This is a genomic window from Nocardia jejuensis NBRC 103114 (assembly GCF_001613145.1).
Lineage (GTDB): Bacteria > Actinomycetota > Actinomycetes > Mycobacteriales > Mycobacteriaceae > Nocardia > Nocardia jejuensis.
Genome location: NZ_BDBU01000003.1, coordinates 111036 through 137459, shown reverse-complemented (window position 1 = coordinate 137459; position 26424 = coordinate 111036). Strand labels below are relative to the sequence as shown.

26 protein-coding genes are annotated in these 26424 nt (G+C 66.9%); 9 read left to right on the top strand and 17 right to left on the bottom strand.

Going from position 1 to position 26424, the window contains the following annotated elements:
- Positions 1–126: 126 nt before the first annotated feature.
- The 6 genes from NJ1_RS40805 to NJ1_RS03260 all read right to left on the bottom strand — a co-directional run bounded on the left by NJ1_RS40805 (position 127) and on the right by NJ1_RS03260 (position 5911).
- Entirely contained in the window at positions 127–1086 is a 960-nt protein-coding gene (locus tag NJ1_RS40805; protein WP_084477696.1) for a PDR/VanB family oxidoreductase, read from the bottom strand.
- Entirely contained in the window at positions 1073–1537 is a 465-nt protein-coding gene (locus NJ1_RS03280; protein WP_218025120.1) for an MOSC domain-containing protein, read from the bottom strand. Before NJ1_RS03280 ends, NJ1_RS40805 begins: the two co-directional genes overlap by 14 nt.
- Positions 1534–2916, bottom strand: a complete 1383-nt coding sequence (locus tag NJ1_RS03275) for a methylaspartate mutase (RefSeq protein ID WP_067687300.1) — start codon at positions 2914–2916, stop codon at positions 1534–1536. Before NJ1_RS03275 ends, NJ1_RS03280 begins: the two co-directional genes overlap by 4 nt.
- The gene (locus NJ1_RS03270) at positions 2913–3413 is read right to left on the bottom strand and encodes a cobalamin-dependent protein (RefSeq protein ID WP_218025119.1); all 501 of its coding nucleotides are present in this window, start codon (positions 3411–3413) and stop codon (positions 2913–2915) included. The genes NJ1_RS03275 and NJ1_RS03270 overlap by 4 nt, the downstream gene beginning before the upstream one ends.
- Positions 3410–4624 (bottom strand): fatty acid desaturase, encoded by a 1215-nt coding sequence (locus tag NJ1_RS03265; RefSeq protein ID WP_067687367.1) that lies wholly within the window; start codon positions 4622–4624, stop codon positions 3410–3412. The genes NJ1_RS03270 and NJ1_RS03265 overlap by 4 nt, the downstream gene beginning before the upstream one ends.
- Before the next feature lie 252 nt (positions 4625–4876).
- Entirely contained in the window at positions 4877–5911 is a 1035-nt protein-coding gene (locus NJ1_RS03260) for a GAF domain-containing protein (RefSeq protein WP_157573715.1), read from the bottom strand.
- Positions 5912–6185: 274 nt separating this feature from the next.
- Here NJ1_RS03260 and NJ1_RS03255 point away from each other — a divergent pair, with 274 nt between their 5' ends.
- Both NJ1_RS03255 and NJ1_RS03250 read left to right on the top strand, forming a co-directional pair.
- Positions 6186–8114, top strand: a complete 1929-nt coding sequence (locus NJ1_RS03255) for an FAD/NAD(P)-binding protein (RefSeq protein ID WP_067687290.1) — start codon at positions 6186–6188, stop codon at positions 8112–8114.
- A gap of 19 nt (positions 8115–8133) precedes the next feature.
- Positions 8134–8424 (top strand): YciI family protein, encoded by a 291-nt coding sequence (locus NJ1_RS03250; protein ID WP_067687287.1) that lies wholly within the window; start codon positions 8134–8136, stop codon positions 8422–8424.
- An 87-nt stretch (positions 8425–8511) separates the two neighbouring features.
- Here NJ1_RS03250 and NJ1_RS03245 read toward each other — a convergent pair whose 3' ends face one another.
- From NJ1_RS03245 to NJ1_RS03220, 6 genes are all read right to left on the bottom strand, one after another.
- Positions 8512–10185 (bottom strand): SulP family inorganic anion transporter, encoded by a 1674-nt coding sequence (locus NJ1_RS03245; RefSeq protein ID WP_067687284.1) that lies wholly within the window; start codon positions 10183–10185, stop codon positions 8512–8514.
- A gap of 14 nt (positions 10186–10199) precedes the next feature.
- Complete coding sequence (locus tag NJ1_RS03240; RefSeq protein ID WP_067687282.1) at positions 10200–10892, bottom strand: cysteine hydrolase family protein; 693 nt, start codon at positions 10890–10892, stop codon at positions 10200–10202.
- The gene (locus NJ1_RS03235; RefSeq protein WP_067687279.1) at positions 10889–12277 is read right to left on the bottom strand and encodes an allophanate hydrolase; all 1389 of its coding nucleotides are present in this window, start codon (positions 12275–12277) and stop codon (positions 10889–10891) included. Before NJ1_RS03235 ends, NJ1_RS03240 begins: the two co-directional genes overlap by 4 nt.
- Before the next feature lie 75 nt (positions 12278–12352).
- Complete coding sequence (locus NJ1_RS03230; protein WP_067687276.1) at positions 12353–12709, bottom strand: hypothetical protein; 357 nt, start codon at positions 12707–12709, stop codon at positions 12353–12355.
- A gap of 96 nt (positions 12710–12805) precedes the next feature.
- Positions 12806–13897: an NAD(P)-dependent alcohol dehydrogenase gene (locus tag NJ1_RS03225; RefSeq protein WP_067687273.1), complete on the bottom strand. Its 1092-nt coding sequence runs from the start codon at positions 13895–13897 to the stop codon at positions 12806–12808.
- A gap of 3 nt (positions 13898–13900) precedes the next feature.
- Positions 13901–14368, bottom strand: coding sequence for a DUF4334 domain-containing protein (locus NJ1_RS03220; RefSeq protein WP_067687270.1), 468 nt, complete (start codon positions 14366–14368; stop codon positions 13901–13903).
- Between the two features lie 79 nt (positions 14369–14447).
- Between NJ1_RS03220 and NJ1_RS03215 the strand changes: the two genes are divergently transcribed.
- Positions 14448–15005 carry a TetR/AcrR family transcriptional regulator gene (locus NJ1_RS03215; RefSeq protein WP_067687267.1) on the top strand — a complete coding sequence of 186 codons (558 nt, stop codon included), beginning with the start codon at positions 14448–14450 and terminating at the stop codon, positions 15003–15005.
- Positions 15006–15195: 190 nt separating this feature from the next.
- On the top strand, positions 15196–16281 hold the full coding sequence (locus NJ1_RS03210) for a saccharopine dehydrogenase family protein (protein ID WP_067687264.1): 1086 nt from the start codon (positions 15196–15198) through the stop codon (positions 16279–16281).
- Positions 16282–16336: 55 nt separating this feature from the next.
- On the opposite strand, the gene NJ1_RS03205 is transcribed toward NJ1_RS03210, so the two are convergent.
- Both NJ1_RS03205 and NJ1_RS03200 read right to left on the bottom strand, forming a co-directional pair.
- The gene (locus tag NJ1_RS03205) at positions 16337–17833 is read right to left on the bottom strand and encodes a DUF4246 domain-containing protein (RefSeq protein WP_084477695.1); all 1497 of its coding nucleotides are present in this window, start codon (positions 17831–17833) and stop codon (positions 16337–16339) included.
- A 68-nt stretch (positions 17834–17901) separates the two neighbouring features.
- Positions 17902–19050: an FAD-dependent oxidoreductase gene (locus tag NJ1_RS03200; RefSeq protein ID WP_067687261.1), complete on the bottom strand. Its 1149-nt coding sequence runs from the start codon at positions 19048–19050 to the stop codon at positions 17902–17904.
- 140 nt (positions 19051–19190) lie between these two features.
- On the opposite strand from NJ1_RS03200, the gene NJ1_RS03195 reads away from it, so the two are divergent.
- Positions 19191–19823 (top strand): TetR/AcrR family transcriptional regulator, encoded by a 633-nt coding sequence (locus NJ1_RS03195; protein ID WP_067687258.1) that lies wholly within the window; start codon positions 19191–19193, stop codon positions 19821–19823.
- Positions 19824–19910: 87 nt separating this feature from the next.
- On the opposite strand, the gene NJ1_RS03190 is transcribed toward NJ1_RS03195, so the two are convergent.
- The 3 genes from NJ1_RS03190 to NJ1_RS03180 all read right to left on the bottom strand — a co-directional run bounded on the left by NJ1_RS03190 (position 19911) and on the right by NJ1_RS03180 (position 22454).
- Entirely contained in the window at positions 19911–20579 is a 669-nt protein-coding gene (locus NJ1_RS03190) for an NAD-dependent epimerase/dehydratase family protein (protein WP_067687255.1), read from the bottom strand.
- A gap of 127 nt (positions 20580–20706) precedes the next feature.
- Complete coding sequence (locus tag NJ1_RS03185; RefSeq protein WP_084477694.1) at positions 20707–21504, bottom strand: phosphatase PAP2 family protein; 798 nt, start codon at positions 21502–21504, stop codon at positions 20707–20709.
- 194 nt (positions 21505–21698) lie between these two features.
- Positions 21699–22454: an IclR family transcriptional regulator gene (locus NJ1_RS03180; RefSeq protein WP_067687252.1), complete on the bottom strand. Its 756-nt coding sequence runs from the start codon at positions 22452–22454 to the stop codon at positions 21699–21701.
- Positions 22455–22743: 289 nt separating this feature from the next.
- On the opposite strand from NJ1_RS03180, the gene NJ1_RS03175 reads away from it, so the two are divergent.
- The 4 genes from NJ1_RS03175 to NJ1_RS03160 are packed head-to-tail and all read left to right on the top strand — an operon-like array spanning position 22744 to position 26420.
- Positions 22744–23784, top strand: coding sequence for an NrtA/SsuA/CpmA family ABC transporter substrate-binding protein (locus NJ1_RS03175; RefSeq protein ID WP_067687362.1), 1041 nt, complete (start codon positions 22744–22746; stop codon positions 23782–23784).
- A 1-nt stretch (position 23785) separates the two neighbouring features.
- A complete protein-coding gene (locus NJ1_RS03170) occupies positions 23786–24625 on the top strand; it encodes an ABC transporter permease (protein ID WP_067687249.1) in 840 nt (279 codons plus the stop codon).
- Positions 24622–25398, top strand: coding sequence for an ABC transporter ATP-binding protein (locus NJ1_RS03165; protein WP_067687246.1), 777 nt, complete (start codon positions 24622–24624; stop codon positions 25396–25398). Before NJ1_RS03170 ends, NJ1_RS03165 begins: the two co-directional genes overlap by 4 nt.
- Complete coding sequence (locus tag NJ1_RS03160) at positions 25395–26420, top strand: ABC transporter substrate-binding protein (protein ID WP_067687243.1); 1026 nt, start codon at positions 25395–25397, stop codon at positions 26418–26420. The genes NJ1_RS03165 and NJ1_RS03160 overlap by 4 nt, the downstream gene beginning before the upstream one ends.
- The last annotated feature ends 4 nt before the right edge of the window (positions 26421–26424 follow it).

The window sequence follows — 26424 nt, the reverse complement described above, 5'->3', positions numbered from 1 at the left end:
GGAGTGTGCGGTCGGCGTTCGCTGGAGCGGCGGCCGCATCGCGGTGCGAGATCTACCGATGCCGGGCCCGCATGTCGTGGATCGATGTGCGAGGAGAAAGCTGGGCCAGGCAGATCACGGGCCGAGTCACAGTAGGATGTCGAGGGTCCCGGATCCTCTCGAGATACACGGTGCCATCGCCGAGGCTCGCTCCGCGTCGGTCAGGCAGTGATCGCGGTGATCGACGACTCCGGCACCCACGTCCAGGACGCAGGTTCCGCACAGGCCAACGCCGCAGCCGTAGTCGACCTGTATACCTGCGCGCACCAGAGCCTGCAGCGGTGTCTCCCGGGCGCGGACCCGAATCGTTCTGCCGCTCTTGAGCAGCCGGAGGTCGAACGCATCGTTTGTGGTGACGCTGGTGGGATTGGCCGGCATGGCGGCGAAGGACTCCGTGTGCGCCCGCCCCGCCCAGAGATCGTGGACCTGGTTGATTCGGGCCATCATTCGCGGCGGACCACAGTAGTAGAGATGCTCGCCCTCCCTGGGGGAGTCAGCGACGGTTCGCGCGTCCGGACGGTCTGCGTCCTGACCGGAGTAGATCCGCAGATCGATGTGATCGAACGCGCTCAATTCCTCGACGAATACTGCCTCCGATCGTGATCGCACGAAGTAGTGCACTCGGGCAGGCTCAGAATGCGGCGTCTCACGCAGTTCGTAGAGCATCGACAGGATCGGTGTGATGCCAATGCCGCCGGCGATGAACCGATGTCGCGTCGCGGCGGGATCGAGGCCGAACCGCTCTTGGGGATGAGAGAGGAACAAGTGATCACCTGGCCGGTTCGACCGAGCCAGGTGATCCGAAGCTGAGCCGTCGATACCGCTGGCGCGCACCGCGATTCGCCATCGAGTGTCGGACGGGTCGCCGCACAGACTGTACGGGCGGACTCTGTGGTCGTCGATTCGCACCAGGGTGTGGGCGCCGCCGCGATGAGCCGGATATGTCGTTCGGTGGATCGGGGCGAACGACAGTACCGTCACCCCGTTATCGTGACGATCGACCGCGACCACTCTCGACTTGATCAGCAGGCGCCTAATCCTGGACATCGAGGGCGTCCCCCACCCGCACGGGTCCGCCCTGCAGAATTCGACAGTTGATCCCGGACCGCCCGGCGAGGGCCGACATGACTGGAAGACCGATCAGTCTCTCGAGGTAGGCGCAGGGGGTGTTGAGCCTGCCTGCGTGCAGAACGCACTCACCGACGCGGAACGTTTTCCCGAGCAGCCGATTGAGCCGGATTCCGCTGGTCAAGAGATTGCGTCGTGTCTCCTCGGCCAGTAGTACGATGCCGGTCTCGAGGCGGATCGCCTCGAGGGTTTCCGATTCGATGATCGTGACCTGGCGGTCCTGATGGGGTCGCGGTGAATAGTGTCCGCAACCGGTCGCATAGCGGTCCCCGATGATTCCGTATCCGGCTTGCAGGACTACCGAGGTGTGCGCCAGCATCTCGGCTCCGGCGATCTCGGCGGTGAAGATGCCGGTCACCGTCCCGCTCACGTCGCCTCCCGCAGTCGTCGCGAGGGGGCGGATACCGGGTCGAGCATGGTGATGAAGTAGTCGATATCGCGCTTGAGCGAAGCGAACAGCCCATCGGAACGATGCTGGGGGACAGGTGCATCGAGCTGCTGTTGGTGTCGGCGCCGGGTGCGCGCGGACAAACCCAGCGCGCCGGCATCGTGATATCGCACTGCGCCGGAGCGATCGCGGCGCGGTATCACCGCGGAGTGCGCGTGGCGGCTGGCGCTGAACGGGATGTCCAGGGTTCCGTTGGCGAAGGCATCGACAATTGCCGCGTCGGTGAGGCCACCGTGTAGGAGTGGACCGATCAGCTCGTCGACTTCCTGCACGATCCACTCCAACTCGAGCGCGCAACGGTGCGTGTCGTGTTCGGCGAACTCGAAAACCGGCGCATTGGCCAGACGGGCGAGGCGGATCCCCGCGGCATTGGCGTGAACGTCGGGAATCCCGGCCGCCTCCTGATAGGTCTTGGTGATCAGTTTGGCCGCGCCCCCGAGCCGGGCAGCGAACGCCCCGTACAGAATCAGCGCTTCGGCGCCGTCGCGGGTGCGCGGGAACGCGCCCATGAACTCGTGCAGGACAGGGAAAACCGACACCTCGTCAGGGAGGTAGCGTGCGGAGAGGATCGAGATAGCCTGCAGCGCGGCCACATCCTGTTCGAGGTTGCCGCCCTGCGGGTACGCGACCGAAATGCACTTGACCCCTGCGGACGCGGCGGAGATGGCCTCGAGCATGCTGATCGCCAGGCTGATCGAGGGCGGAACCAAGACCGCGGTCAAGGTCCCGAACAGTTCGCGATCGACAACCACGCCGTGCTCGGCAAGGCGGCCGCAGCGTTCATCGACCTCTCGCCAAGCCGCCAGCGATCGCGCCAGTGGAACGTCTTTGGAGTAGGGCAGGTTGTAAGAGATCCCGCCACCTTCGAAGGAGGTGATGCCACTGGCGATCGCGACATCGAACAAGATTCGTGCGTCGGGGGAGCCGTGCCGGATTTCCAGTGGGGCGGCGATCGATTCGTTGAGATCCCGCCCATGACGCCAGCCGTGCGTTACCAAGGGATAACCGTTCAGGGTTTCCGGGTGTGTGTTGAGGCAGCGCAGCGCGCTGTCGAACCGTTGTAGTCGGGTGTGCGAATCGATGGTCAGCGACAATACATCCGGATCCGCCAGCTGAGTGAGCTGATGGAGAAGCGTGCGCATCTCCTCGTGGCCACCGACCCCACAGCGTGGCTGAATCGCGAATCGGCCAGCCTGGCGGGCATAGGTGAGGGTGTCGAACACGGTGTGCTTGTCGAGGTGTTCGATGTAGCGCACGGTATCGGTCAGTGAGGGTAAATCCTCACCAGCGGAAACGATCACGAGGCGCTCCGCTGCGCGGCTGCGGCGTCGAGTGAGAGTCTTTGCAGAAGTTCCGGTAGTTCCGCGGCATCGGACAATACGATATCGACGCCGAGACAGAACAGCTTCTCGATCGCGTCATCGGATTTGTGGCTGCCCACCGACAAATTGCCGCCGACCACGACCGGGCAGCGAATGGCACCGGACTTCTGCGCTTTCGCGAGATCGCGCAGATCTTCATGGATGTGTCCGTTGAGGCTGCCGATCAGGATGGCCAACGCCTCCGGGTTGTCCAGGGCGGCGTTCGCGAACTCCGATACCGGGGTGCAGGTTCCGAGGTTGATTACGGTGTAGCCGTGTTCGCGCAGGTCGTGAGCGATCAACTGGTTGGCCACAGCGTGAGCGTCGCTGGCTGCGACACCGAGGATGACGGTGCCGCGGGCGTGAGAGGAATTGCTGGTCATGGAGTGCTCCGTTGGTCGAGAGTAAGTCCGAAAGGCACTGGCGGCGGCGGTCAATCGTCAAATGCTGTGAACAGCGCCCGAGAACTGATCCCCTCGATCCGAGTGCGGTCGAACACTGAGGAATCGGCGCGCGCGAGCGAATCAAAGACGTGACTGATCGCTTGAGCCAATCCCCATACCTGCGTGTACTCCGGCCAGCCTGACCCTGTTGTGTGACTGTCGATTTCGCGTTCGCTGATGTAATCGAACCAGGCTTTGTGTCGCGGGTAGCGGTGATGGAAGTCGTGACACACCGTGTCGCCGGTCAAGACCAGATAGCGCGCAGGGGCGTGCACGAATACCATGCGTCCGCACCAGCGCGTCCACGCCACGGTCGCACGAATCGCGCCTTGTCCGCGTGCAGGGGTGGCCTCACCGAGGAAGATTGCGTTGGTCAGTGCCGCCATGCGTTCTTTGCCGGCGATGTTCTCGTTACCGGGTGCGGGAAACGTGTGCTTTACACACAGGCGCAGCGTGTTGACAATTTGAAACAGTGGGAACAGTGGCACGAGCCAGCCGATAACGAAAACTTCCCAACTTCCCGTCGCGACGCTGAGAAATATGGCGCTGCCGTAGAATCCGAGAGCTATTGCCCGCTCGGGTGTGTCAGCGCCGATCCAGAACGAGCACAGGCGGCTGATCGCAAACCGCAGTTGGAACGCAGGGGAGAGTACCTTGCGCAGCATTCTGCGCCACATCTGTCGGCGCGTCATGCCCGGGGTCAAGCCCAGTCCGATCAGGAAGGCTTGGACCGTTGGGTCACGCAGGGTCATATGGTGACGGGAATGATGTTCGGAGGTGTGCTCGCGCCGGTACTGTGAGAAGTTCTGTACCAGTAGGATCGCCGAGCACGCTCGCCCGATAGCCGCATCCAGGCGCTCACGTCGGTACAAGTTCTTGTGTGCGGCTTGGTGGAATACCATCATTCGCGCGTTGCGCATGCCGTGCAGTGTGACCGCCATACCCACCATCGCCGACACGATCCACCACGTGCCCAGCCACAGCGCGAGCGCGGTCACCCCGACCCCGAGGCCCATGCTGGCGCAGCAACCGGCCACATGATGGGTGACACTCAACCGGATGGCGGGTTGGCCGTCGTACGGTTTCCCCGTCAACATCGTCAGTGGCGTCTGCCAGTGGACTGGGAGCCGGCGCATGCTCTCTCGTGGGTCGAGCAGCGTCGCTGGGGAATTCCCCTTCGTGACTATGGGATCGTCGATCGTCAACGTTCCCCCCTCCTTCACGCGATTGCTGTACCGAGCGATCTCCGGGCGGCTGACCTCTCGCCGACCCGGATTCGGTCGAGGGGGCCGGAGCGCAACAGCTGTAGTGGTGCTGCGCCCGCAGATCGTGGTTCTTGCTTACGCGGTCAACCGGCGGCCTGTTGGCTCGTTCCGGGACTCTCCATCGAGGGATGGGCAGTGACAATCTAGCCGATACCGACATGCGCCTGTCAAGGCAGCGGCATCGAAAACCGCTCAAATGCGTTGTATGACAACAAGAGCCGGGGTGGCAGGAGAGGGGCTGTCCAGGATTTGGGCCTGCATTTGTGCTCGGATCGAACCGCCGTCGACGGTCCTGAGCCGAACAGGCACCGTCTGCGCGCTTGTCGGGGGCAGTTGTGCGATCGCCGCGGGGTCCAACTCTCGCACGTGGTTCTCGGCGACCAGTATGACCTCGTCGAGGTGTCCGTCGCTGGGCCAAGGGACCTCGGGGAGGCCTTGACTGATCCAGCGCAGCAGCCGCATTCGCGGCAGCTCCACCAAAGCCGATTGAACACCCGCCGGATAGGACAGCACCATGCCGAGCACCGAACGCTCGCTGGTCCCCGAATCCTCGTGGTCAGTCACATCGATACTGGTTCCGCGCCACAGCCGGCCCAGTTCCGGTGATTCGACGACTCTGCCGAACGCATGCAGGCGCCGAATCGCCCCGTTGCCGAGCTGAGCCCAAAACGTCTCGCCGAGAAGACGGTCGGGATCTGTCTCATCGACCTCGGAGACCACGCGCGCGACCTTGATCGCATCCTCGGGACCCAGCATTTGCAGGAACTGGTGGATGCTATGGGATCGGTCGGGGTTGTGTTCGATGCCGTAGAGCTCGTAGAGCTCATCGGACCAGTACGTTGCGCGCTGCTGCGGTGCCCACGCCCACGCACCCGCGGTCGGAACCGGAGGTGGCGAGATCTCGGCGCGACCGACCCATACTGCGACCGAATGCACCGTGCCGTCGAATCCACGCACCGCGCGCCCGATTCGACGCTCGCGTACACCCCGGCGGATTGCCGTGGTGTCGAGGTCGGCTCCGGATCCAGTGACCCACCGGGCCACCTCGATCACCGCTTCGGCGAAGCGCGCGGGGCGCAGTCGCGCGGCCGAACGCCCTGCCACGACTGCCGAGCGGTGTGTCAGGACCAACTCGTTGCGATGAACCTGCGCATCGATGAAGGTCCAGCCCCTCTTGTCTTCATCGATTTCGGTCGTTTCGTTAACCGACATGATCCCCCCAAACACAGCAGAGCCGATCTCTTTACAGCAAACCGACCGAACGGTAGCACCACATCACGACCGCACCCCCGTTCGCTTTTTCGACTGGCGAAAGTGACAGCAGCACATAGTTACTGGCAAGTATGCCCGGTTTGACAACGCGTTGATCGCTCGGGCACGCTGCAGGAGACGCTCCGGCGTCGTACGTGTCCTGCGGGCTGAGTCACTCGCCCCGGTCGACCATCGCACATCCATCAATTGCGCTGCGCGGCGTCCGCGTGGCAGCACCCCTGGGGGACGTATGCGTAGTGTCGAGATCGCCGTCATCGGAGCAGGACCGAGAGGCGTTATCGCCGTAGAACGGTTGTGCTGCAATGCTATCGATCTGGGTATCGGTACGCCGATCGTCGTTCATTTGATCGACCCGTTCCCGGCCGGCGCAGGCCGAATCTGGCACACCGATCAGCCGCGCGAGTTGCTGATGAACACCGTGGCATCGGACATCACCGTGTTCACCGATGACACTGTGCAGTGTGCCGGCCCCATTGTGCCGGGACCGAGCCACTACCAGTGGGCGCACGCGGTCGCGCAAGGTGACATCCGAGCCTCGGGTGAGGAGACAAGACGGGAGGCGCAACGGATGCTCCCGTGGTCGTATCCGACCCGTCCGATGCAGGGGGAATACCTGCAGTGGGCGTTGCGCCGGATCATCAGCGAGGCGCCGCCGAATATCGAAGTGCATGTGCACCGGACGGCCGCTACCGCGTTCACCAACCTGGCCGGCGAGTATGCGGTCGATACCGCCGACGAACAACATCTCGTCGTCGACGCGGTGGTCCTGGCGGTAGGTCATTTCGACACCATCGCGACGCCCCGTACGCAGGAGCTGGCCGAGTCCGCGCGGCGAGCGGGACTGCTGTACATCCCGCCGGCCAATGCCTCGGAGGTCGATCTGGACGGTATCGATGCCGGAGAGAACGTCATCGTGAACGGGATGGGGCTCAACTTCTTCGACTACGTCACCTTGCTCACCGCAGGACGAGGTGGACATTTCACCCGGTCAGGAACCGGTGAGTTGCAGTACGTCGCCTCGGGAAACGAACCACGCATTCTTGCCGGATCTCGGCGTGGTGTGCCGTATCTGGCTCGTGCGGAACACGAGATCGAAAGCGTGACACGCTATCAGCCGCTGTTCATCACCCCGGAGGTCATCAAAGGGTTCCGTCTACGTGCACACACTGCCTCGGTGAACTTCCGTCGTGAGGTGTGGCCGTTGGTGCAGAAGGAGACTGCGTGGGTGTACTACAGCACGCTGCTGGCTGGTGATCGCGACGCGACGACGCGATTGCGGTCCTGCCTGCACGCCGTCGAATGGGGAGACGATCAGATCGAACGCATCCTCGATGAACTTGTGCCCGAACCGGACGATCGCCTGGACTGGGACACCATCGACCGACCCGCGGGCAATCTGCGATTTGCCACCCGGGGCGACTACACCGACTGGGTCCAGGACAAGCTCGATCAGGACTACCGCGCATCCGAGGATGGTCCGACTACACACGCGCTCAAGGCCGTTGGCGCGATCATGCGAGACCTCCGTGACGAGGTGCGGCAGATCATCTCGCACGGCGGCATCGATGGGCTCTCCTACCGCGACCACATCGACTCCTGGTTCAGCGGGTTGAACAACCTCATCGCCTCCGGCCCGCCGCGATCCCGGGTGGCAGAACTGCACGCGCTGGCGCAGGCAGGTGTGGTCACCTTCATCGGACCCGACACGCGGGTGAGTGTGACCGATCAGGCGCAGTTCAGCGCGTCATCTCCAGCCGTGGACGAACCGTTGGTAGGTGCCCGTGTGCTCATCGACGCGTTCTTGCCGAAGAACGATATTCGGGCTACGAGTGATCCGCTGCTTCGTTCCATGGTCGAAGCCGGCGAATGCCGTCCGCATCACATTCCGAGCGCGGTCGGAGCCGGATACGAGACCGGCGGAATCGATGTGGAGGAGACGATGTTCCGTGTCATTCGCGCTGATGGACGGCCCCAGCGCGCAGTGTATTCCTACGGCCCACCGATCGAATCGGTCCAGTGGGTCACCGCGATCGGTGCCCGTCCCGGGGTGAACTCACGCACTCTCCTGCAAGCGGACGCGATTGCCCGCTCGATACTCGAGCCGGTGGCCTCCGAGACCAATTCTGTTGTTGCAGTTGCTTCCCCAGCCACCATCTAACTCGCATTCAAGGACTCTGATGGCCACCTTCGCTGTTATCTACAAATACGAATCCGCTCTCGCCTCGGCACGAGCTGCAGCGCGTGCGGAGCACAACAGCTGGCTCGCGACACTGGTCGATGATGGCAGGGCGCTGTGCACGGGGCCGTTCACCGACGGAAGCGGTGGGCTGCTGATCTTCGCGATGGCATCGTCGGAGGATTTGGCGGCCCTGCTCAGTGAGGATCCTTTCGTGCGTGAGGAGCTGGTCACCTCGATCGGGATCACCGAATGGAAGCCGGTGCATGGCGCCATCGGTCTCGGTGCGTGAACTTGTCGCGACTTTCGCCTGTTGCAGAGGTGTTGCAGCAGTGCAGGCTGATCGGCAGGCTGTCGATCATCGATTGCCGCAGACGAACTACTCCGTGGCCGGTTCCGGGGCGACGGTCTCGACTGTCTGCCTCGGTGCGGGATCCTGGTCCTTCGGCGAGTCTGGAGTCGAGTCCGGTTCGGGCACAGCCGGTTTCGGTGTACCGGTCGGCAGGAACGAGTACGCCAGGCATACCAGACCGAGGAACAGATAGCCGAGCGCGACCTTCGGGGCGGCGGCCCACTCCACCTCCGCGGCGTGAATGAGTCCGACGAAACTCAGGACGGCTCCGGTCGCCGAGGCGACAGCCGCTGCCACGAAACGCTTGTCGAGGATGAACGTCACGATCGTGCCGAGCACGAGCCCGGCCAGGACGGCGCCCGAACCCAGCGTCTTCAGACCGTCGTAGACCACACCGGCCTGATTGAGCGCACCCGCGCCGACCTTGTCCGCGGAGGTGCCCGCTGCGCTGAGCGCATTGTCGATCTGGCCGACTCCCCACTCCGCGAGGTTCGGCAGCAGTGCCGCGACCACCGCCACCGCGTGCAGTCGAGGGACCGCCTGGAAGGCCTGCGCACCGATCAGGAGCCCGATGTACAGCAGAATCGGCACGATCGCCGGGATCGGCAGAATGGTGGCGAGAATCCCGAAAAGGCCGAGCAGGCACATCAATCCGATGGCGGCGCCGCTGGCGAGCGAGTATCCGGTGCGCCCGCCCGCGTCCTTCCAGCCCGGATGCCCGATGTACACCGCGGGCGGAAAGGGTGAGCCGAACCCGGAGCCGATGATCGCGCCGAAGCCGTCGGCGAGCAGCACGCTGCGCAGGTTGTAGTTGTCGCCCGCCGCGGCCGCGCTCTCGACATTGCTCATGGCTTCGGTGAAGTTGTAGACGCCCAGTGGAATCGCGGTCGCCAGCAGCGGCGCGAGATTGCCGAGTCCGTCGAAGAGCAGATCCAGGCGCAGATCGGGCAGTCCGATCGCGATATCGTGCGCGGCCTGGGTGACGTCCGGAACCGACATGTAGCCGCCGATCCAGCCGATCGCCGTGCCGACCAGCAGCGCGAGCAGGCCGACCGGCACATTGCCCGGCAGCTTCACGTCGGTGAAGAACCCGATCAGGATGATGGCCAGCACCGGCAGCCCGATCCACGCGGCCTCCCACATCTGCGCTGCTGGTCGCATGGCGATGAAGGTGATGGAGATACCGGCGAGGGTCCCGAGCATCGCCGCGCGCGGAGTGATGCGCCGGATGAACGGTCCGACGAACGCCCCGATCATCACGATCACACCGATCATGAATGCCCAGGCCAGTCCCGCCGACCACGCCGCGAGCGGGTCGTTGGTCTTCAGATAGATGGGCAGCATGACCACGAACACCACGATGAACATGTGCGGCACGCTCGGCCCGTACGGCAGCGCGGTCACCGTGTCGCGCCCCTCGCGGCGGGCGAGCCGGCGGGCCAGCACCATGTAGTAGAGGTTGCCGAGCACCAGGGCCACGCCCAGGGCGGGCAGGACCGTGCCCAGTACATCGCCGCTGGGAATCTTGACCACCGCGATCGACAGTGTGGTCAGGGTCAGGACATTGACGAGAATGTTGAACGAGAGGCCGAAGAACGCGTTGGTGTCGCCCCGTGTCCACCACGGCAGAGCCGGTGGCGCAACGGGTTCGGTGTGTTCGGTGTGTTCGGTGTGTTCGGTGGGTGTGGTATCGACGGACATCGGGGTGTTCCTGTTCACTGAGCGGGGGTGTTCGACGAGGTGAGCGCGCCGATGACGGCCGGCGAATCGGCGACCCAGCCGAAGATCCCGCCCTGTGCGGCGATCATCTCCAGCCCGACTCGCTGGAATTCCGGGAAATACGATCCGACGCAATCGGATACGACCAGGCACTCGTAGCCTCGGTCGTTGGCCTCGCGCACGGTGGTGTGCACGCAGACCTCGGTGGTGACCCCGGTGACGAGCAGTGAGCGGATCGAGTCGCGCTCCAGGACCTCGGCCAGCTCGGTGCCGTAGAACGCGCCTTTGCCCGGCTTGTCGATGACCACTTCGCCTGCGAGCGGCGCGAGTTCGTCGATGATGTCGTGGCCGTACTCGCCCCGAATCAGGATGCGCCCGAATGCTCCGGGATCGCCGATGCGCTGAGAGGGGTTGCCGCGCAGCAGTTTCGCGGGCGGGCAGTCCGAGAGATCGGGCAGGTGGCCCTCGCGGGTGTGGATCACCGGAATTCCGGTGGCTCGTGCCGCCGCGATCAGCGCCGCGAGCGGATCGATCACCGTGCGCAGCAAGTCGACGTCGTTGCCCAGGCTTTCGCCGAAGCCGCCGGGGAGCAGGAAGTCGCGCTGCATGTCGATCACGAGCAGGGCGATCGATCGTGGATCGAAGGAGAATTCGGCCGGGACCGCCGGAATGTGCTGGAGTGCGTTCATCGTCGTTCTTTCTGTGCGAGCCGGAAGCTCAGGTGCGCCTCGGTGGGGCGCGGCTCGTCGAGGATGCGGGCGGCCGCGGCGAGCACGGTGTCGTCCGAGAGGGCGGGACCGAACACCATGGCCGAGAGGGGCCGATTGTCGGCGGTCGCGCCGATCGGCACCGCGATCGCGGTGAGGTCCAGCAGATTGCCGAAGTGTGTGTAGTGGCCCAGGGCGGTATTGGTCGCGATCGGATCGTTCAGGACCTGCTCGACGGTGAACGTGGTCCCGATCGTCGGCACCACGATGACGTCGAGTTCGCCCCACATGCGCGCGACCTGCGCCCGCAGCTGCTGCAGTCGCTGCTGCGCCCGGAAGACGTCGACGGCGTCGAATCGGCGACCACCGGTGAGGATCTCGCGAACGACGGGCAGGATCGAGTCGGGCCGGTCCCGGAGGAACTCGTCGAATTCCACGAGGCGCTCGGCCACCCACGGTCCCTGGTACAGCAGTTCCCCGGCGTCCAGGAACGGCGTCAGCGTCGTTGCCACACAGTCGAATCCGATCCGGTCGAGCCGGTCGCGCACCCCGAGATGCGCCGCGCGGAAAGCGTTGTCCCCGAAGAACTCGAGCTCCGATTCCGCGGGCAGTCCGACGCGGATCCGCGCGCCGTCGTAGCGCCCGGCCCGCTCCCGGCTCCACGGATCATCCGGATCCACGCCCGCCATCACCTCGAAGACCCGGTCGAGATCTTCCACCCGCGAGGCCATCAGGGTCATGCAGTCGAGTGAGCGGCACGCCGGAACCAGTCCCACCGTGCTGATCAACCCGCGCGAGGGTTTCCATCCGAGGATCCCGTTGAGCGCTGCCGGAACCCGCCCGGACCCGGCCGTATCGGTGGCGACGCAGAACGGCACCTGTCCCAGCGCCACCGCGAGCGCCGACCCCGAACTCGAGCCACCCGAGATCAGGTTCCCGCCGAACACGCTGCGGGGAATCGGATACGGCGTCCGCGTCCCGTTCAGCCCCGTGGCGAACTGATCCAGATTCGTCTTACCGACGAACAGGGCTCCCGCGTCCAGGAGTCGCTGGACCGCGGGCGCGGTATCGGTTGCCACATAGGCGAAGTCGGGGCACGCCAGCGTCGTGGGCCAGCCCGCCACATCGATACTGTCCTTGACCCCGAACGGCACACCGTACAGTGGCAGTGTCCGGGCTCCGGCCCGCTGTTCGATCTCCGCCGCCGCGGCCAGCAGCCGCTCACGCGGCACCGCCGTGATCCAGGTCCCGTCGTCCCCGCGCGCGGCGATGGCATCGGCCACCCGCGCCGCGGTCACAGTCGGTGAGCCACTGCCACTTTCGTGCGAGGCCACGATCTCCGAAACGGTGGGCCCTGGGTTCCACATCGGTCGATTGTCGGCACGGGGTGTGAAGTTCGAAGTCTCCGAATGTATCCGGCGTGAAACAAGCGGCGGGTCCGCTCAGAAGGCCGCCAGGATCAGTGCGCCGAGCACCGCGAGCCCGAAGGCCGCTCCGACGGCGGCGGCCAGTGCGCGAATCAGCCGCGGTCCCAGCGCCCGTGCGATGAAATACCCCGCCGCGGCGCCGAGGGCGGCCAGAACGAAGCCCTCGCCCATGACCAGATAGAACACGGCGGCCATCCCCGCGTTGAGGGCCTCCTCGATGCCCCGGGCGTGGTCACCGAACGGGATCGGAAACCGCACGAGCGTCCCGACGAGCGCGGCCGCGATCGGCGCGGTCAACACCGCGGCGATCGCACCCCACGCCGCGACCGCCCACAGCACCAGCCCGCTGGTCCGCTCATCCTGGATCGTCATTCGCGCCCGTCCTCCCGACTGCCTCGTCCCTGAATCGTAGAGTCGCGCGGCATCGACGGGCCCTCGGTACGCGACTCGGGCGGACCGGGTCGCGCTCTACCAGGTCAGGACCGGCTTGACCGTGAGTCCGGCGCGGTGATCGGCCAGGGCGGCGTTGATCTCGGTGTGCGGGTAGGTCCGTACCAGGCGGTCCAGGGGAAGGCGACCATCGCCGTGCAGGGCCAGCAGCTCCGGGATGAATCGGTGCGGGTTCGCGTCTCCTTCGAGACAGCCTCGGATCGTGATGCCGGACAGCACGATATCGCGCAGATCGATCTGCGGGACGCCCGATCCGAGTCCGACGACGGCGACCGTTCCGCCCACATCCAGGGCCGCTACTGCCGCGGCGAGGACCTCGGGGCGGCCGGTGGTGTCCAGGGCGTGGGTCGCGCCCGTGGCGGTGAGTGCCCTGATCGCCGCGACGGTGTCGCCGGCAGCGGGATCCAGGGCATGCGCGGCGCCGAGTTCCAGGGCGAGATCCCGTCGATGCGAGGAGGTTTCGACGACGATCACCGTCGTATCGTCGAGGGTCCGGGCGGCGAGCAGGCCCGCCATGCCGACCGCTCCGGCCCCGTAGATCACCAGCACCGATTCCGGTTCGGGGCGCAGCACCTCGAGCACCGCGCCCGCGCCGGTCTGGAATCCACAGCCCAGCGGCGCGGCGATGGTGAGATCGGTGCTCGGCGGCACGGGGACGGTGTTGTCCGCGGTGGTCAGGGCGTAGCCCGCGAGGCTGGACTGCCCGAAGAATCCGTCCCGGACCGCACTGTCGCCGATCGTGACCCGGGCGGAGCGATCCGGACGCGGCCCGAACTGGTTGAGGCGAGTCGAACGCGCGCAGTAGGGGAGTCGTCCGAGGCGGCAGTTACGGCATTCCCCGCAGTGGCGGTAGGTCAGCACGACGTGATCGCCGGGGCGGATGCCCTCGACCTCGGCTCCGACGGTTTCCACGACACCGGCGCCCTCGTGACCGAGCAGCACCGGACGATCCTGCGCACCCGCGGCTCGGGACACCAGATCCGTATGGCAGATGCCCGAGGCCACCATGCGGACGAGGATCTCCTGCCCGCGCGGTTCGTCGATTCGCACCGGTTCGATCGTGAAGCCGGCCTTCGGATCCCGTGAGAGGGCGGCGTGGGTGGGTGGCATCGCTCAGGCTCGCTCGAGCAGGAAATAGAAGTGCCGGCCGTCGGCCAGGACCAGGTCCGGGCGACCGTTCATGATCCCGATCAGGGTCGTGTCGTCGAGCTGTTTGAAATGGTCGAAGATGGGCCGCCCGTCGTAGACCATGGTCGCGGTGACCTCGCCGCGGAACTCGATGTTCCACAGGGAGGCCTCGCCGCCGCCCAGCGCCGTGTCGGAGAACAGCGTTCCGTCCTCGGCGCGGCAGATCAGCGGTTTGGCCTCGGTCAGCGAGAGGAAGGTCTTGCCGTACCAGCGGCTGCGCGCCAGCGCCCGGCACAGCGGATGTCCGGTCTGGAACGCGGCACCCTTCCATTCGCCCAGGATGTCTTGCGCGCGAACAGGTTTCAGGCTCTGCCAGAGCTCGTCCAGTTCGGCGGGCGCGACCCCGTCGGGCTGGCCCGCCAACTCGCGCCAGCGGTGAATCGTCTCGGTCATGACCACTCCGAACTCCCGAACCGTTTGGTTCGGGAAATGTACACCCGAACCAAACGGTTCGGCAAGATAGGATCCGGGCATGCGCTCAGCCGGACATGCCACCAGGGAGCGAATCCTCGCCGCCGCGAAGGCGGAGTTCGCGCGATACGGAGTCGCCGGTGCGCGGATCAATCGGATCGCCACCAGCGCCAGTGCCAGCAAGGACCGCCTCTACGCGTACTTCGCCGGCAAGGACGAGCTGTACGCGGCGGTGACCGCCCAGTGGGCCGCCGACACCACCGACGAGACCGCCCTCGACGCACAGGATCTGCCGTCCTACGTCGGGCGGCTCTTCGACCACTACCTGGCCAATCCCGACAATGCGCGGCTGCAGGCCTGGGCGGAGATCGAGGACACCCGCATCCCCGCGGCGGACGAGGCGATCCGAAACGTGGTGGCCCCCAAGATCGCCCAGATTCGCCGTGGTCAGCAGGACGGATTCGTCACCGATCTGTTCCATGCCGTGACCCTGCTGACCCTGCTCACCGATCTGGCCCGCACAGCCGCAGTGCACGCCCTGCACGGCGATCGCGCCGACATCGAGGATCGGCGAGCCGCCACGGTGCTCGCGGCCCGTCGGCTCACCGCCCCGGCCTGAGGCGGGTGGACCGGATCGAGGCGATAAGAGAATGACAGGCTATATATCTCACGGGCCGGCGTGTTAGATATACGGCGAACGGCCTGAACGGTGGCGACACGACGGTTCCGAATGGTGCTGCGACCGTCGAACTTCGGCAGAGCCGGACCAGCAATGCCCACCGACGAGCAGAAACGCAGGTAGGACGGCAATGGCGAAGATCGTACTGTTCGGGGCGACGGGGTACACCGGTCGCCTGACCGCCGAGGCTCTCATCGCGCGCGGTGCTGAACCGGTGCTGGCCGGTCGCAATGCCACAGCTCTCGGTGCGCTCGCCGCCGGGCTGGGAGGTGCGCCGACGGCGGTCGCCGACATCACCGACCCCGCGTCGGTGCGGGCACTGCTCGGGCGCGGTGATGTGCTGGTGACCACGGTCGGGCCGTTCCTGCGGTACGGCGGCCCCGCGCTGGCGGCGGCGATCGCCGCGGGAGCCCACTACATCGACTCCACCGGTGAGGGGCCGTTCATCCGTTCGGTGTTCGAGCGCGACGACGAAGCCCGTGCCGCCGGGTCGGCTCTGCTGACCGCGTTCGGATTCGATTATGTGCCAGGCAATCTCGCCGCCGGACTGGCCCTGCGGGAGGCTGGTGCGGGGGTGCGCGCCGATATCGGCTACTTCATGGACAGGCCCGGCACCAGCGGCGGCACCCGCGCCTCCATGGTGGGGATGCTGTTCGAGCCCGGATTCGCGTTGCGCGGTGGGCAGGTCGTCGCGGAGCGCACCGGTGCGCACGTGCGGTCCTTCGACATCGCGGGGAAGGGCCGCACCGGTGTGTCGATTCCCGGTTCGGAGCATTTCGCGTTGACCCGTTCGTTCCCGCGGTTGCGTGAGGTCGATGTGTTCCTCGGCCTGCCTTCGCCTGCGGCCCAGGGGTTGTCGGCCGTGTCGCGATTGTCGGCGGCTCTGGCCCAGGTACCGCCGCTGCGGCGTGGTCTCGAAGGTGCGCTGAACCTGACCGTGAAGGGGTCCACCGGTGGTCCCGGTGCCGCCGCCCGGGCACGCACTCGATCCTGGGTGAGTGCCACGGTCGGTGACGACGCCGGAAACACGCTGGCGAGTACCACTCTCGCGGGCGGTGACCCGTACGACTTCACCGCCGCGATCATGGCCTGGGGGGCGCACACGGCATTGGACGGCGGTCTGCTCGCGACCGGCGCGCTGGGCCCGCTCGACGCGTTCGGCCTCGACGCACTGCATTCCGCGGCTTCGAACGCGGGTTGGGCCGCCGTCGGCTGAGATCGGCCGCCCGGTGGCGCCCACGTTCGAGGCACCACCGGTGTCACGACGATCCTCAGTGCTCGCAGAGTGAGAATTCCCGCTCGTACAGATCCTCGTTGTGCTCGTCGATGAAGAACTTCCGCTCCCGCATCAATTCCGCACGGAACTCCCGGGCCTGATCGAGCGTCATGGTCGAGGTCGGCGACCAGGGTTGCTGCGGCGGGATATCGGAGGTCGAGATGATCCTCACCGACGGATCCACCAGGAAGAACGCCAGGATCTTGCGATGGCCCGGGCGGTCGCGGTCGATCAGGCCGAACGGGGCGACCCGGTGCTGCAGGATGTTCGGGAACGCGACGCAACGACCGGCCCGGGTCTGCACCGAGCCCAGCTCCTGGTTGAGCGGATCCTCGTCGTCGAGACCGTAGATGTCCCGCACGCCCGCGTGGTCGCTCTGCTCGTATTCCGGATCGTCGATCGCGGCTCGGAAGCTCAGCCGGCTCTCGCCGATGTTCTCGCTGTCCCAGTAGTAGATGCCGGTCGAGACGATGCGCTCGTTCATCATCCCCTCGACATGCCAAGCGCCGCCCGCGTATTCGGGCTTGGCGGGGGTGAGATGAATGGTCGCGAGCTTGACGATCACCTGCAGCGGGCGACCGCGCAGATCCACCCGGGCGGCATCGGGAAGGCTCGGCGGGCTGAACTCGGGGGCGTCCGGAACGACCGGGCGGCGCGTGTCCCACCAGGTGTCCATGGCGCTGTGCCAGGCAGCGCGAGCCTCGGTGCCCTCTTCCTCCGACGGTTCCACGGGCTTGTCCGGATCCTCGTCGTACCAGCTGCACGAATCGGCCTCGATCCGCAGCGGGCGCGGATGACGCAGATCGGTGAGCACGTTCTCGAACAGTGGGAGCAGGCGCGAGAACAGCACCGGCAGAACGGAGTCGAGGTGGCGGTGCGCCTCGGGGTGGACGTTGTTGACGTAGGACCGGAAGACCGCCTCGCCGTCGTCGCCGACCACGACGTCGGTGGGCAGCCACTGGAACTTCTCCGAATACGCGTACCGCACGCTCGGATGTGCCGCGGTCGGCCACGCGAGTTCGTCGGCGCCGCTCACCGGGCGCACGAGGCAGAACAGCGAGGGATGAACCAGATCCAGCACCTGTCCATCCGATCCCGGATGCCAGTCGAGTTCGGCGGGCGGGACCTCTTCCAGTACGCGAACCGCCGCGCGCAGGCGGGCGGCGAGCTCGTCGTCGATCAGGGTGTCCGACTGCCACACCCCGTCGACAGCCGCCACCTCGATCCCGGTCCGCTCATCGCGAAGCTGGGCGTAATGCGCCAATTCCGCCATCACATAACGAATCTGGGCCGCGCTGAAGTCCTGGGCGGTCGCCTCCCGCGTCCACCGCTGGGCGATCTCGGCGTCGTTCCGCTTGTCGAACCACTGTGGTTTGGACCGAATGTGCGCGCTGAGCCGCATCATCTGCAGTTCGCGCACGGTCCTTGGTTCGGCGACCGGTATTCGGTGGGATTCGACGAAGGGCAGGGGGAAAGGGGAGTGGTCGCTCATACTCTCGGATCTCTCGTGGACAGCTGCGGCGGCAACGGTACTTGGTCCGAGAGACACGTTTGCGGGCGTCAGGTGGTGGCGAACATCTGGGTGGCCATCCGCAGTGAGCGTTCGACGGTGTCGAAACCTCGTGGGAGCATGACGGATTCGTACGTCGAGACCGCGTCCGCGAGCGACTTGCCACCTCGGGAGGCCGCGAGGATCTCCGCGGCCAGGGTGGCGGAGTCCTGCAGTGCGGTGTTCGCACCCACGCCGCCGGTCGGCGGCATGGCATGGATGGCGTCACCGAGCAGGGTGACCGGGCCGGACCGCCACGGCTCGACGCGGCGGCTGGTGCGAATCGTGATGGGGAAGAACGATTCCGGGTCGGCGCGGGCGAAGATGTCGCGGACGGTCGGGTGCGAGCGCGCGGTCGCCTCGGCGGCGAGGGTCCACAGCTCGCTCGGGGTGAGCGCGTAGAGCCGATCGTCCGGCAGGCCGAGTCTCGCGGCGTGCGTGACCAGCGTGGTCATGAGATAGTCCGGCCGGTCCGGCTGCGGAGTGCGGAAACGCTGTGGGGCGAGGGCCGCGCCGCCGCCGTGCGGGTCGGCGATCCAGCAGAAGCCGCGCAGGAAGCTCGCGGGCAGCAGTGGCACGGTGGTGTCGTCGAGTGTCATACGGCCGTAGAGGCATCGGATACCGAGATCCTCGACGACGGCGTCCGGGAGCAGACGCCGCCGGATCGGTGAGCCGATACCGTCCGCGCCGATCAGCAGATCACCCTCGTCGGAGCCACCCTCGGCGAACTCGACCCGGACCCGGCCGGCCTCGATGATCCGGTAGCCGGTGACGGTGTGCCCGAAGCGGACGACGTCGCCGAGGCCGGTGAGCAGGGCGCGACGGAACGCGTCGCGGTCGACATTGGTGATCTCGTCGGCGGACTCGACCGGAAAGGTCTGGGCCATCGTCTCGACCAACCGGTCGGTGTACATGGCGACCAGGTCACCGGAGATGCCCGCCGAGCGGCGCACCTCGTCGAGAACCTCGGGCGGCAGACAGGCGCGCAGGGCGGCATTGCCGTTCACGTCCAGATGGATGCGGTAGCCCTGGTTGCGTGTGCGAGGCGTGGGGTCCTGTTCGTGGACGGCGACCTCGACACCGGCGGCGTGCAGCGCCTGAGCGAGCGCGAGCCCGCCGAGTCCGCCACCGGCGATGAGAACTCTTGTGCAGTTGGACATTTCGAACTCTTTCGATCGGAGCCTGTGCCGGCGTCGGCGGGCACCGTTCCATCGTCAAACGGCTCACGAGTTTTGTCAACCATCTGTTTGATTAACTCAAAGCGATGCATGAATCTGCCGTGCCCAGGTATGATTCAGCCGTGCCCTCGTCGAAACCGCGCAGGTCGCCGGCCCCTCAGGAGCGCCAGCGCGACCCCGAACGCACCCGCAAGCTGATCCTGGATGCCGCCTCGGCCGAGTTCGGCGCGCACGGGTACGCGGGCGCGCGGATCAGCGCCATCGCCGCGCGCGCGGGCGTGAACCAGCAGTTGATCTCGTACTACTTCGACGGCAAAGAGGGCCTGTACCAGGCGATGTCGGAGCAATGGCAGCAGCGGCAACGGGAACTTGTGCCCCCCGGCACGCCGCTGCCGGAAACGGTCCGGCGCTATGCGATGGAGGCGCTGAACAATCCGGAGGGTGCGCGCCTGCTGGCCTGGAACGGCTTGCAGTACACCGGCCCGGAGGGCGATCCGGACCAGGACCGCCGCACCAGAATGCTGGGCGGCACCGTCGAGGAACTCCGCGCCCTTCAGGACGCGGGCACGCTCTCGTCCGAGCTGGACCCGGCCTGCCTCGTGGTCATGCTGATGGCGGTCGCCATGGCGCCCACCACCCTGCCGCAGGTGATCGAGGGCGTCTGCGGCACGGACCCGCGCTCGCCGGAGTTCCTCACCCACTTCGCCGAGCAGGCCGCCCTGCTGACCCGCCTCCTCGGCCTCGAATCCGCTTGACCCCCAGCCGATCCCGGGTTCGGCCGATACGGATTCGGGAACAGGGGAAGGCTCCCGGTCAGGACCGGGTCGATCGCCCGGCCGGGCTCAGGGCTTGACGGCCAGTGCGTTGATATCGCGCGGGGTGAGCACATGGTCGTCCGCTCCCGAGGCGGCGACGGCGATCATGGCGCGGCCGATCTGCCGGTTGTCGTTGAACGCGTTGGGTGCGAGCCGTGCGAGCAGCGGAATCAGCGGGCCGGTGACCGCGTAGGCGGCGCGGTAGAGCGGGGTCTTGGACACGACGCCGTCCATCGGCTGCACGAAGCCGGGCCGGAACATGTACGCCTGGAAGGGAAGTACCAGCAGATCGTTCTCGGTTTTGCCCTTGACCCGCCCCCACATCGAGCGGCCCTGCTCGGTGCTGTCGGTCCCCTGTCCGGAGACGTAGATGAACGTCAGCTTCGGGTTGGCGCTCGCCAACGTCCGTGCGACCGCGAGCGTCAGATCGTAGGTGATCTTGCGATACGCCTCCTCCTTCATGCCGACCGACGAGACGCCGAGGCAGAAGAAGCACGCGTCGTACTGCGGCAGTTCGTCAGCGATCGCGGACAGGTCGGTCGGGTCGGACTGCACCAGATCGCGCAGCTTGGGATCCGAGATGCCCAGGGAGCTGCGCCCGATCGCCAGCACCTGCTCCACCCGATCGTCCGCGAGACACTCCTTCAGAACACCCTGCCCGATCATGCCGGTCGCGCCGTAGAGGATTACCTTCATGGCTCGCATCCTGCCCCAGCCGCGTGCGATTGTCCGGGAGCCCGGGCGACGCCTCGCGCGTCGTACGGTGACCGCCGGTGCATGCGGCCGAAAATCCTTGGCGGCGGCGGTGTTTCGGGCCGCGTGCTCAGGTTTCGGGCTGAACGTCCGATTCCCGGGGTGCCAGGACCGCGGGATGCAGTAGTGCCGCCACCGAGAGCAGGGTCGTGGCGGCCATCGCATCGAGCCAGTAGTGGTTGCCGGTCCCGATCACGACCAGCAGCGTGATCGCCGGGTGCGCCAGCAGCAGCCAGCGCCACGGCGCACGCGTCGCGGCGATGAGCGCGACGGCCAGGAGCATGGCCCATCCCACGTGCAGCGAGGGCATCGCCGCGAATTGGTTGGACAGGTGATCGGTCTCGGGCGGCCCGTAGACCGAGGGACCGTAGCGGGCCGCGAGATCCACGAACCCGTATTCCGGCAGCATGCGCGGGGGAGCGATCGGCATCAGCACGTGCAGCAGCAGGGCGGCGGCGGTCAACGCGACCATCAGATTTCGGGTCAGCCGATAGTAGGTCGGACGATACGCCCACAGCCACACCAGCGCGGCCACCGCGACGGTGAAATGCGCTGTGGCGTAATAGATGTTCGCCGACTTGGCCAGGAACTCGTGTCCCAGGAAGATCGACTGGACGCGGGTCTCGTCCAGTAGTTGCAGACTGTTCTCCCACGAGATCAGCGACCGCGCGTTCTCGAACGCGCGCACCTGTTCCCCGGCCGCCATGAGCCGCCCGGCTCGATACACCAGATACAGCGCCGTGATCAGCGCCAGCTGTCCCAGCGCCTCCCATCCTCGTCCGCGCACCGCGATCCAGGTTCGCCGGATCACCCCGCCGACCGGCGCGTGCGCAGCCGGTCCCGCGCCGTCGAGGTCCAATGCCACCATTGCCTCGCGGCTCCTTCCTCATCGAAAAGCCGCCCCCGCCGTTAAGCGGAGTTTAATCCTCCGGTTACCGTAGCATCACCTGCCGCACACCTTGCCGAGTGTGACGCGCGAGACAGCGCAGGGCGGCCGGACGGCACGCCGATGAGTCAGGACCCGGTGTGGCCCTGGTGTTTACGCAGCCTGTTCCAGGGCTGTCAGGCGCCGGTGTTCGCGGCGAACCGGGCGGCGATATCGCTCGCGGTGACCTTGGCCAGCTCGACCAGGAACGGCACCCGCTCGGGAATCATGAGCGTGGTCGGTCCGCGCAGTCCGAGCGCGAAGCGGCAGCGGCCCGCCGGGTCCAGGATCGGAATCCCGATGGTCCGGAATTCGGGGTCCAGTTCCTCGTCGTTGTAGGCGTAGCCGCGCTCACGGGTCAGCGTCAGTTCCGCGCGCAACTCGGCGGGCCCGGACACCGAGCGGGCCGTGCCCTCGTCGTACGGGAGCGATTCGAGTTCGCTGTCGGCGGTGTCGGACCAGGCCAGCAGCGCCTTGCCAAGCGCGCTGGCATGCAGGGGCAGGCGCACGCCCTGCAGGCGGTGGCCGTCGCTCTCGCGCCAGCGGCTGGTACCGAGCAGCACCGCGTGAATGGTGTGCCGGATCGCCACCGAACAACTGGCCCCGGTGGTCGCCGCGAGTTGTTCCAGGCAGGGTTCGGCCAGATAGATCCGATGCTGCCGATACGCGATCTGCCCGTACTCCGCGAGCGCGCCCCCGACCCGATAGCGGCTCGAGTCCTCGTCCTTCTCCAGGAAACCGGCCTGCACGAGCGCGCTGAGCAGTCGATGCGTCGTGCTGACGGCCAATCCCTGCTGCCGCGCGACCTCGGAGACACCGCGCTCCTCGCCCCCGCGAAAGCAGTCCAGCACCGACAGGGCACGAGCGACGGTCTGCACTCCGGAGGCTTCCACAGCAGCGACGGTAACACGCTGGTTCGGCCCGAATCGTCGAATGCTTTCCGCTCAACGGAAAGAACCGCCGTTCGAGAGTTTCGCTCAGGTGGATCGAAACCCTGTCCGGCAACGCCGGTTTCAGCAGCTCCGCCGGAAAACCAAGCGCTATAACGGCTTCGCCCCGGATCTGTCAAGCCTTCCGATCCTCGGAAAGCATTCCCTCGCCGTGCCGGATTCGAATCCCTACTGTCCCCAGGACATCGATCGAGAACCCCGTCGATCGTCGATCCCGGAAGAGGTGCCCTGGATGTCTCGCACGCGCCGGCCACATCGTTGGCGTCTAGCTCTCGCAATAGCCCCCGTCATCGCGCTGGTCGCCGCCTGTGGTTCCGGATCGACCGATTCGGGTCCGCAGGCGCAGCTGGTGCTCAAGGTCGCCGATCCCGGTAACTCGGGTCCGCTCGCGGTCGCCAAGCGCGACGGCAGCTTCGACAAAGCCCTGGCCCCGCTCAACGCGCGGGTCGAATGGGTCACCACCACACCGGGTTTCAGCTCCATGCTGAAGCTGTTCAACACCAAGGAGCTCGACGTCTCCGGAGCCGCGTTCAGCCCGGTGGTCGGCGCGCTGTCCAAGGATGTCGCGGTGCGCATCGTGGCCGTACAGGACCCCGCGGGCAAGGACCAGAGCGGCATTCTCGCCACTCCCGACTCGGGCATCCACTCGGTCGCGGATCTGGTCGGCAAGCGGGTCGCGGTGAATCCGGCCGCCAAGGGCGAGTACATCCTGCTCAAGGCCCTCGCTCAGGCCGGGATCCCGGCGGACAAGGTGACCCGGGTTCCGTTGCAGCAGAAGGACGCCGCGTCCGCCTTCGCGACGGGCAAGGTGGACGCCTGGTCCTCGTTCCTGGTGCCGTACCAGGAGGCCAAGGCCAACGGCGGCGTGGAGATCGCGACCGAGCAGAGCATCGGGTCCAAGGACAATTCGGTGGTCGTGTTCCGGACCGAGATCCTCGACGCGCACGCCGATGTCGCGGCCAAGTATCTCGAAGTACTGCAGGGCCTGACCGCACAGCAGCACGCCAATCCGGCCGAGTTCGAGAACGTCTTCGAGAAGACCGGCCCCCGTGCGCTGAGCGGTGCGCGCCTCGCGGACGCCGTGCGCGTCGGCGGTGAGGCGACGGTGCCGCGCCTGCCCTCGGCCTCGGACGCCACCGACCTCGCCGACGTGGTCGACCGGTTCTACGACAACGGCGTGATCACCCGCAAGATCACCGCCGCGGACATCTTCTACGACCTGAAGGCCAAGCTGAGCCCCGAGCAGCTGGCCACCGTGCAGGCGGGCCGCTGACATGGCCGTCCTGCTCGCCCCGGCCGAGCGCTCCGGCGCGCTCGCGCCGCCGCGGGCCCGCGTCGAACGACGCAGGCCCGCATGGCTTTCGGTGCCGCTGCGGGTGCTGCTGCCCGCGCTGATCCTCGCGGGCTGGTGGGCGGGCTCGGCCAGCGGTGCGCTCTCGCCTCAGGTGCTGGCGGGGCCGCCCAAGGTGTGGTCGGCGTTCCTGGAACTGCTGGGTAACGGTCAGCTGGTGGATTTCGCCCTGGCCTCGTTCACCCGCGCCGCGTTCGGTGTCGCTCTCGGCGTATCGCTCGGACTGCTGTTCGGGCTGGTTGCCGGATTGTCCAGTCTCGGTGAGGAATTGCTCGACTCGACGATGCAGATCGTGCGCGCGGTGCCGTTCCTGGCGCTGGTGCCGCTGTTCATCGCCTGGTTCGGCATCGACGAGTTGTACAAGGTGCTGCTCATCGCGGTCGCGACCATCGCGCCGATGTACGCCTACACCTACCTCGGCGTCCGCAATGTGGACCGCAAGGTGGTCGAGGCCGCGCGCGGCTTCGGACTCCACGGTTTCCGGCTGGTGCTCGAGGTGATCCTGCCCGCCGCGCTGCCGAGCGTGCTGATGGCGCTGCGAGTGTGCCTGTCCATCAGCATCACCGGCCTCATCGCCGCCGAGCAGGTCGGGACCACCGAGGGCGTCGGCTATCTGGTCACCCTCGCGCAGGAATACAACCGCACCGACTACATGGTGCTGTGCGTGGTGCTGTACGCGTTGCTGGGCCTGATCTTCGACGCTCTGGTGCGCGTCGCGGAGCGCTACGCCATGCCGTGGCAGCGACAGGTGACCATCCGATGACCGCGCTGGACGAGCCGGTGCGCACCGGCGGATCGGTCGCGGTGTCGATCACCGGACTGCGAAAGGCCTTCGGCGAGAAGGTGGTTCTGGACGGCATCGACCTGACCATCCGGCGCGGGGAATTCGTCGTGCTGCTCGGACCCAGCGGCACCGGCAAGACCACGCTGCTGCGCCTGCTGACCGGGCTGGAGTCCCCTGATGCCGGACAGGTGCTGGTGCCCGCCGCCCGCACCACCGTCTATCAGGAGCCGCGCCTGATCCCCTCCAAGCGTGTGCTCGCGAATGTGGTCGTGGGACAGCGCCGTTCGCGTGAGACGAAGGAGGCCGGGCTGCGCGCGCTGGCCGAGGTCCACCTGGACGGCAAGGCCCGCCAGTGGCCGGCCACGCTGTCCGGTGGCGAGGCACAGCGCGCGGCCCTGGCCCGCGCTCTGGTGCGGGAGCCCGAATTGCTGCTGCTGGACGAACCTTTCGCGGCTCTGGACGCGCTCACCCGCTTGAAAATGCAGGATCTGGTCGGGGACCTGGTCGCCCGGCACCGTCCTGCCGTTCTCATGGTCACCCACGATGTGGACGAGGCGGTCCGGCTGGCGGACCGAGTGCTGATCCTGGACAACGGACGCTTCGCCGTGGACACCGAGATCGCTCTCCCGCATCCCCGCGACCGCGCCGATCCCGCGGCCGTGCGCTACCAGGCCGCCTTCCTCGGCCACTTGGGCGTCGGCCGCCCCCACCCCGGCGACGCCTCCCTCCCAACCTCCAGGAGCACCTCATGACCGACACCCTCTGGTACACCCGCTGCCCCGTGCCCACGGCCAGTGGACTCGCCCACAGCCTGGGCTGGCTCGGTGAGACCGCCGCCGACAGCGGCCTGAAGTTCGGCGTCCTGCAGGACGCGGGCCCGGAGTTGGCGGGCTTCCACTTCTCGCACGAGCTGTCCGGGCTGGTGCGCGAGGGCGGCAATGTACCCGCCCTCGCGGCCCGCGCGCAGGGATCACCGACCCGGCTGATCGGCCTGACCTGGATCGACGAATCCCAGGCCATCCTGGTCGGCCCGCACTCGCCGGTCACCTCGGCCGCCGAACTGGCCGGGCTGCGCGTCGGAATCCCGGCCTGGGCACAGGATCAGGCGCGCAGCTTTCCGCGCGCCATGGCCCTGCACGGCTTCGCCAACGCGCTGCGGCTGGGCGGACTCACCCTGGCCGATGTGCGGCCGGTCGAGCTCGCGGTCGAGCGTGATCCGCAGGTGCGCACCGAGGTTCAGGATCGCCGCCGCAACATCACCTGGGGTGTGGAGGAATTGCTCAGCGGTGAGGTCGACGCCATCTACGTGAAGGGCGCTCGCGCCCAGGAGGTCGCGATCGAGCACGGCCTGCGGGTCGCGGTCGACCTCGACGCCACCGACACCAAGCGGCTGCGGGTCAACAACGGCACACCCCGGCCGATCACCGTGCACCAGGAACTGCTCGACACCCGGCCGGAGGTCGTCATCGGATTCCTGGCCCAGAGCCTGCGCGCGGCGAACTGGGCCACCGGCAACCTCGACGGCGTGCGCGAGGTACTGCAGCGCGAAACCCTCTCGGGCCCAGCGGGAGTCACCGCCGCCTACGGAGAGGACTTCCACCTCGGCCTGCATCCGTCGCTGTCGGACGAGCGGGTCGAACTGCTGGGCGTGCAGCAGCGGTTCCTCTACACCCACGGCTTCCTGGCCGCCGAATTCGACCTCGACTCCTGGGTCGCGCGCGAGCCGCTGGAACGCGCGCTCGAGCAGGTCGCCGCCGAGCAGGTGACGGTATGACGGG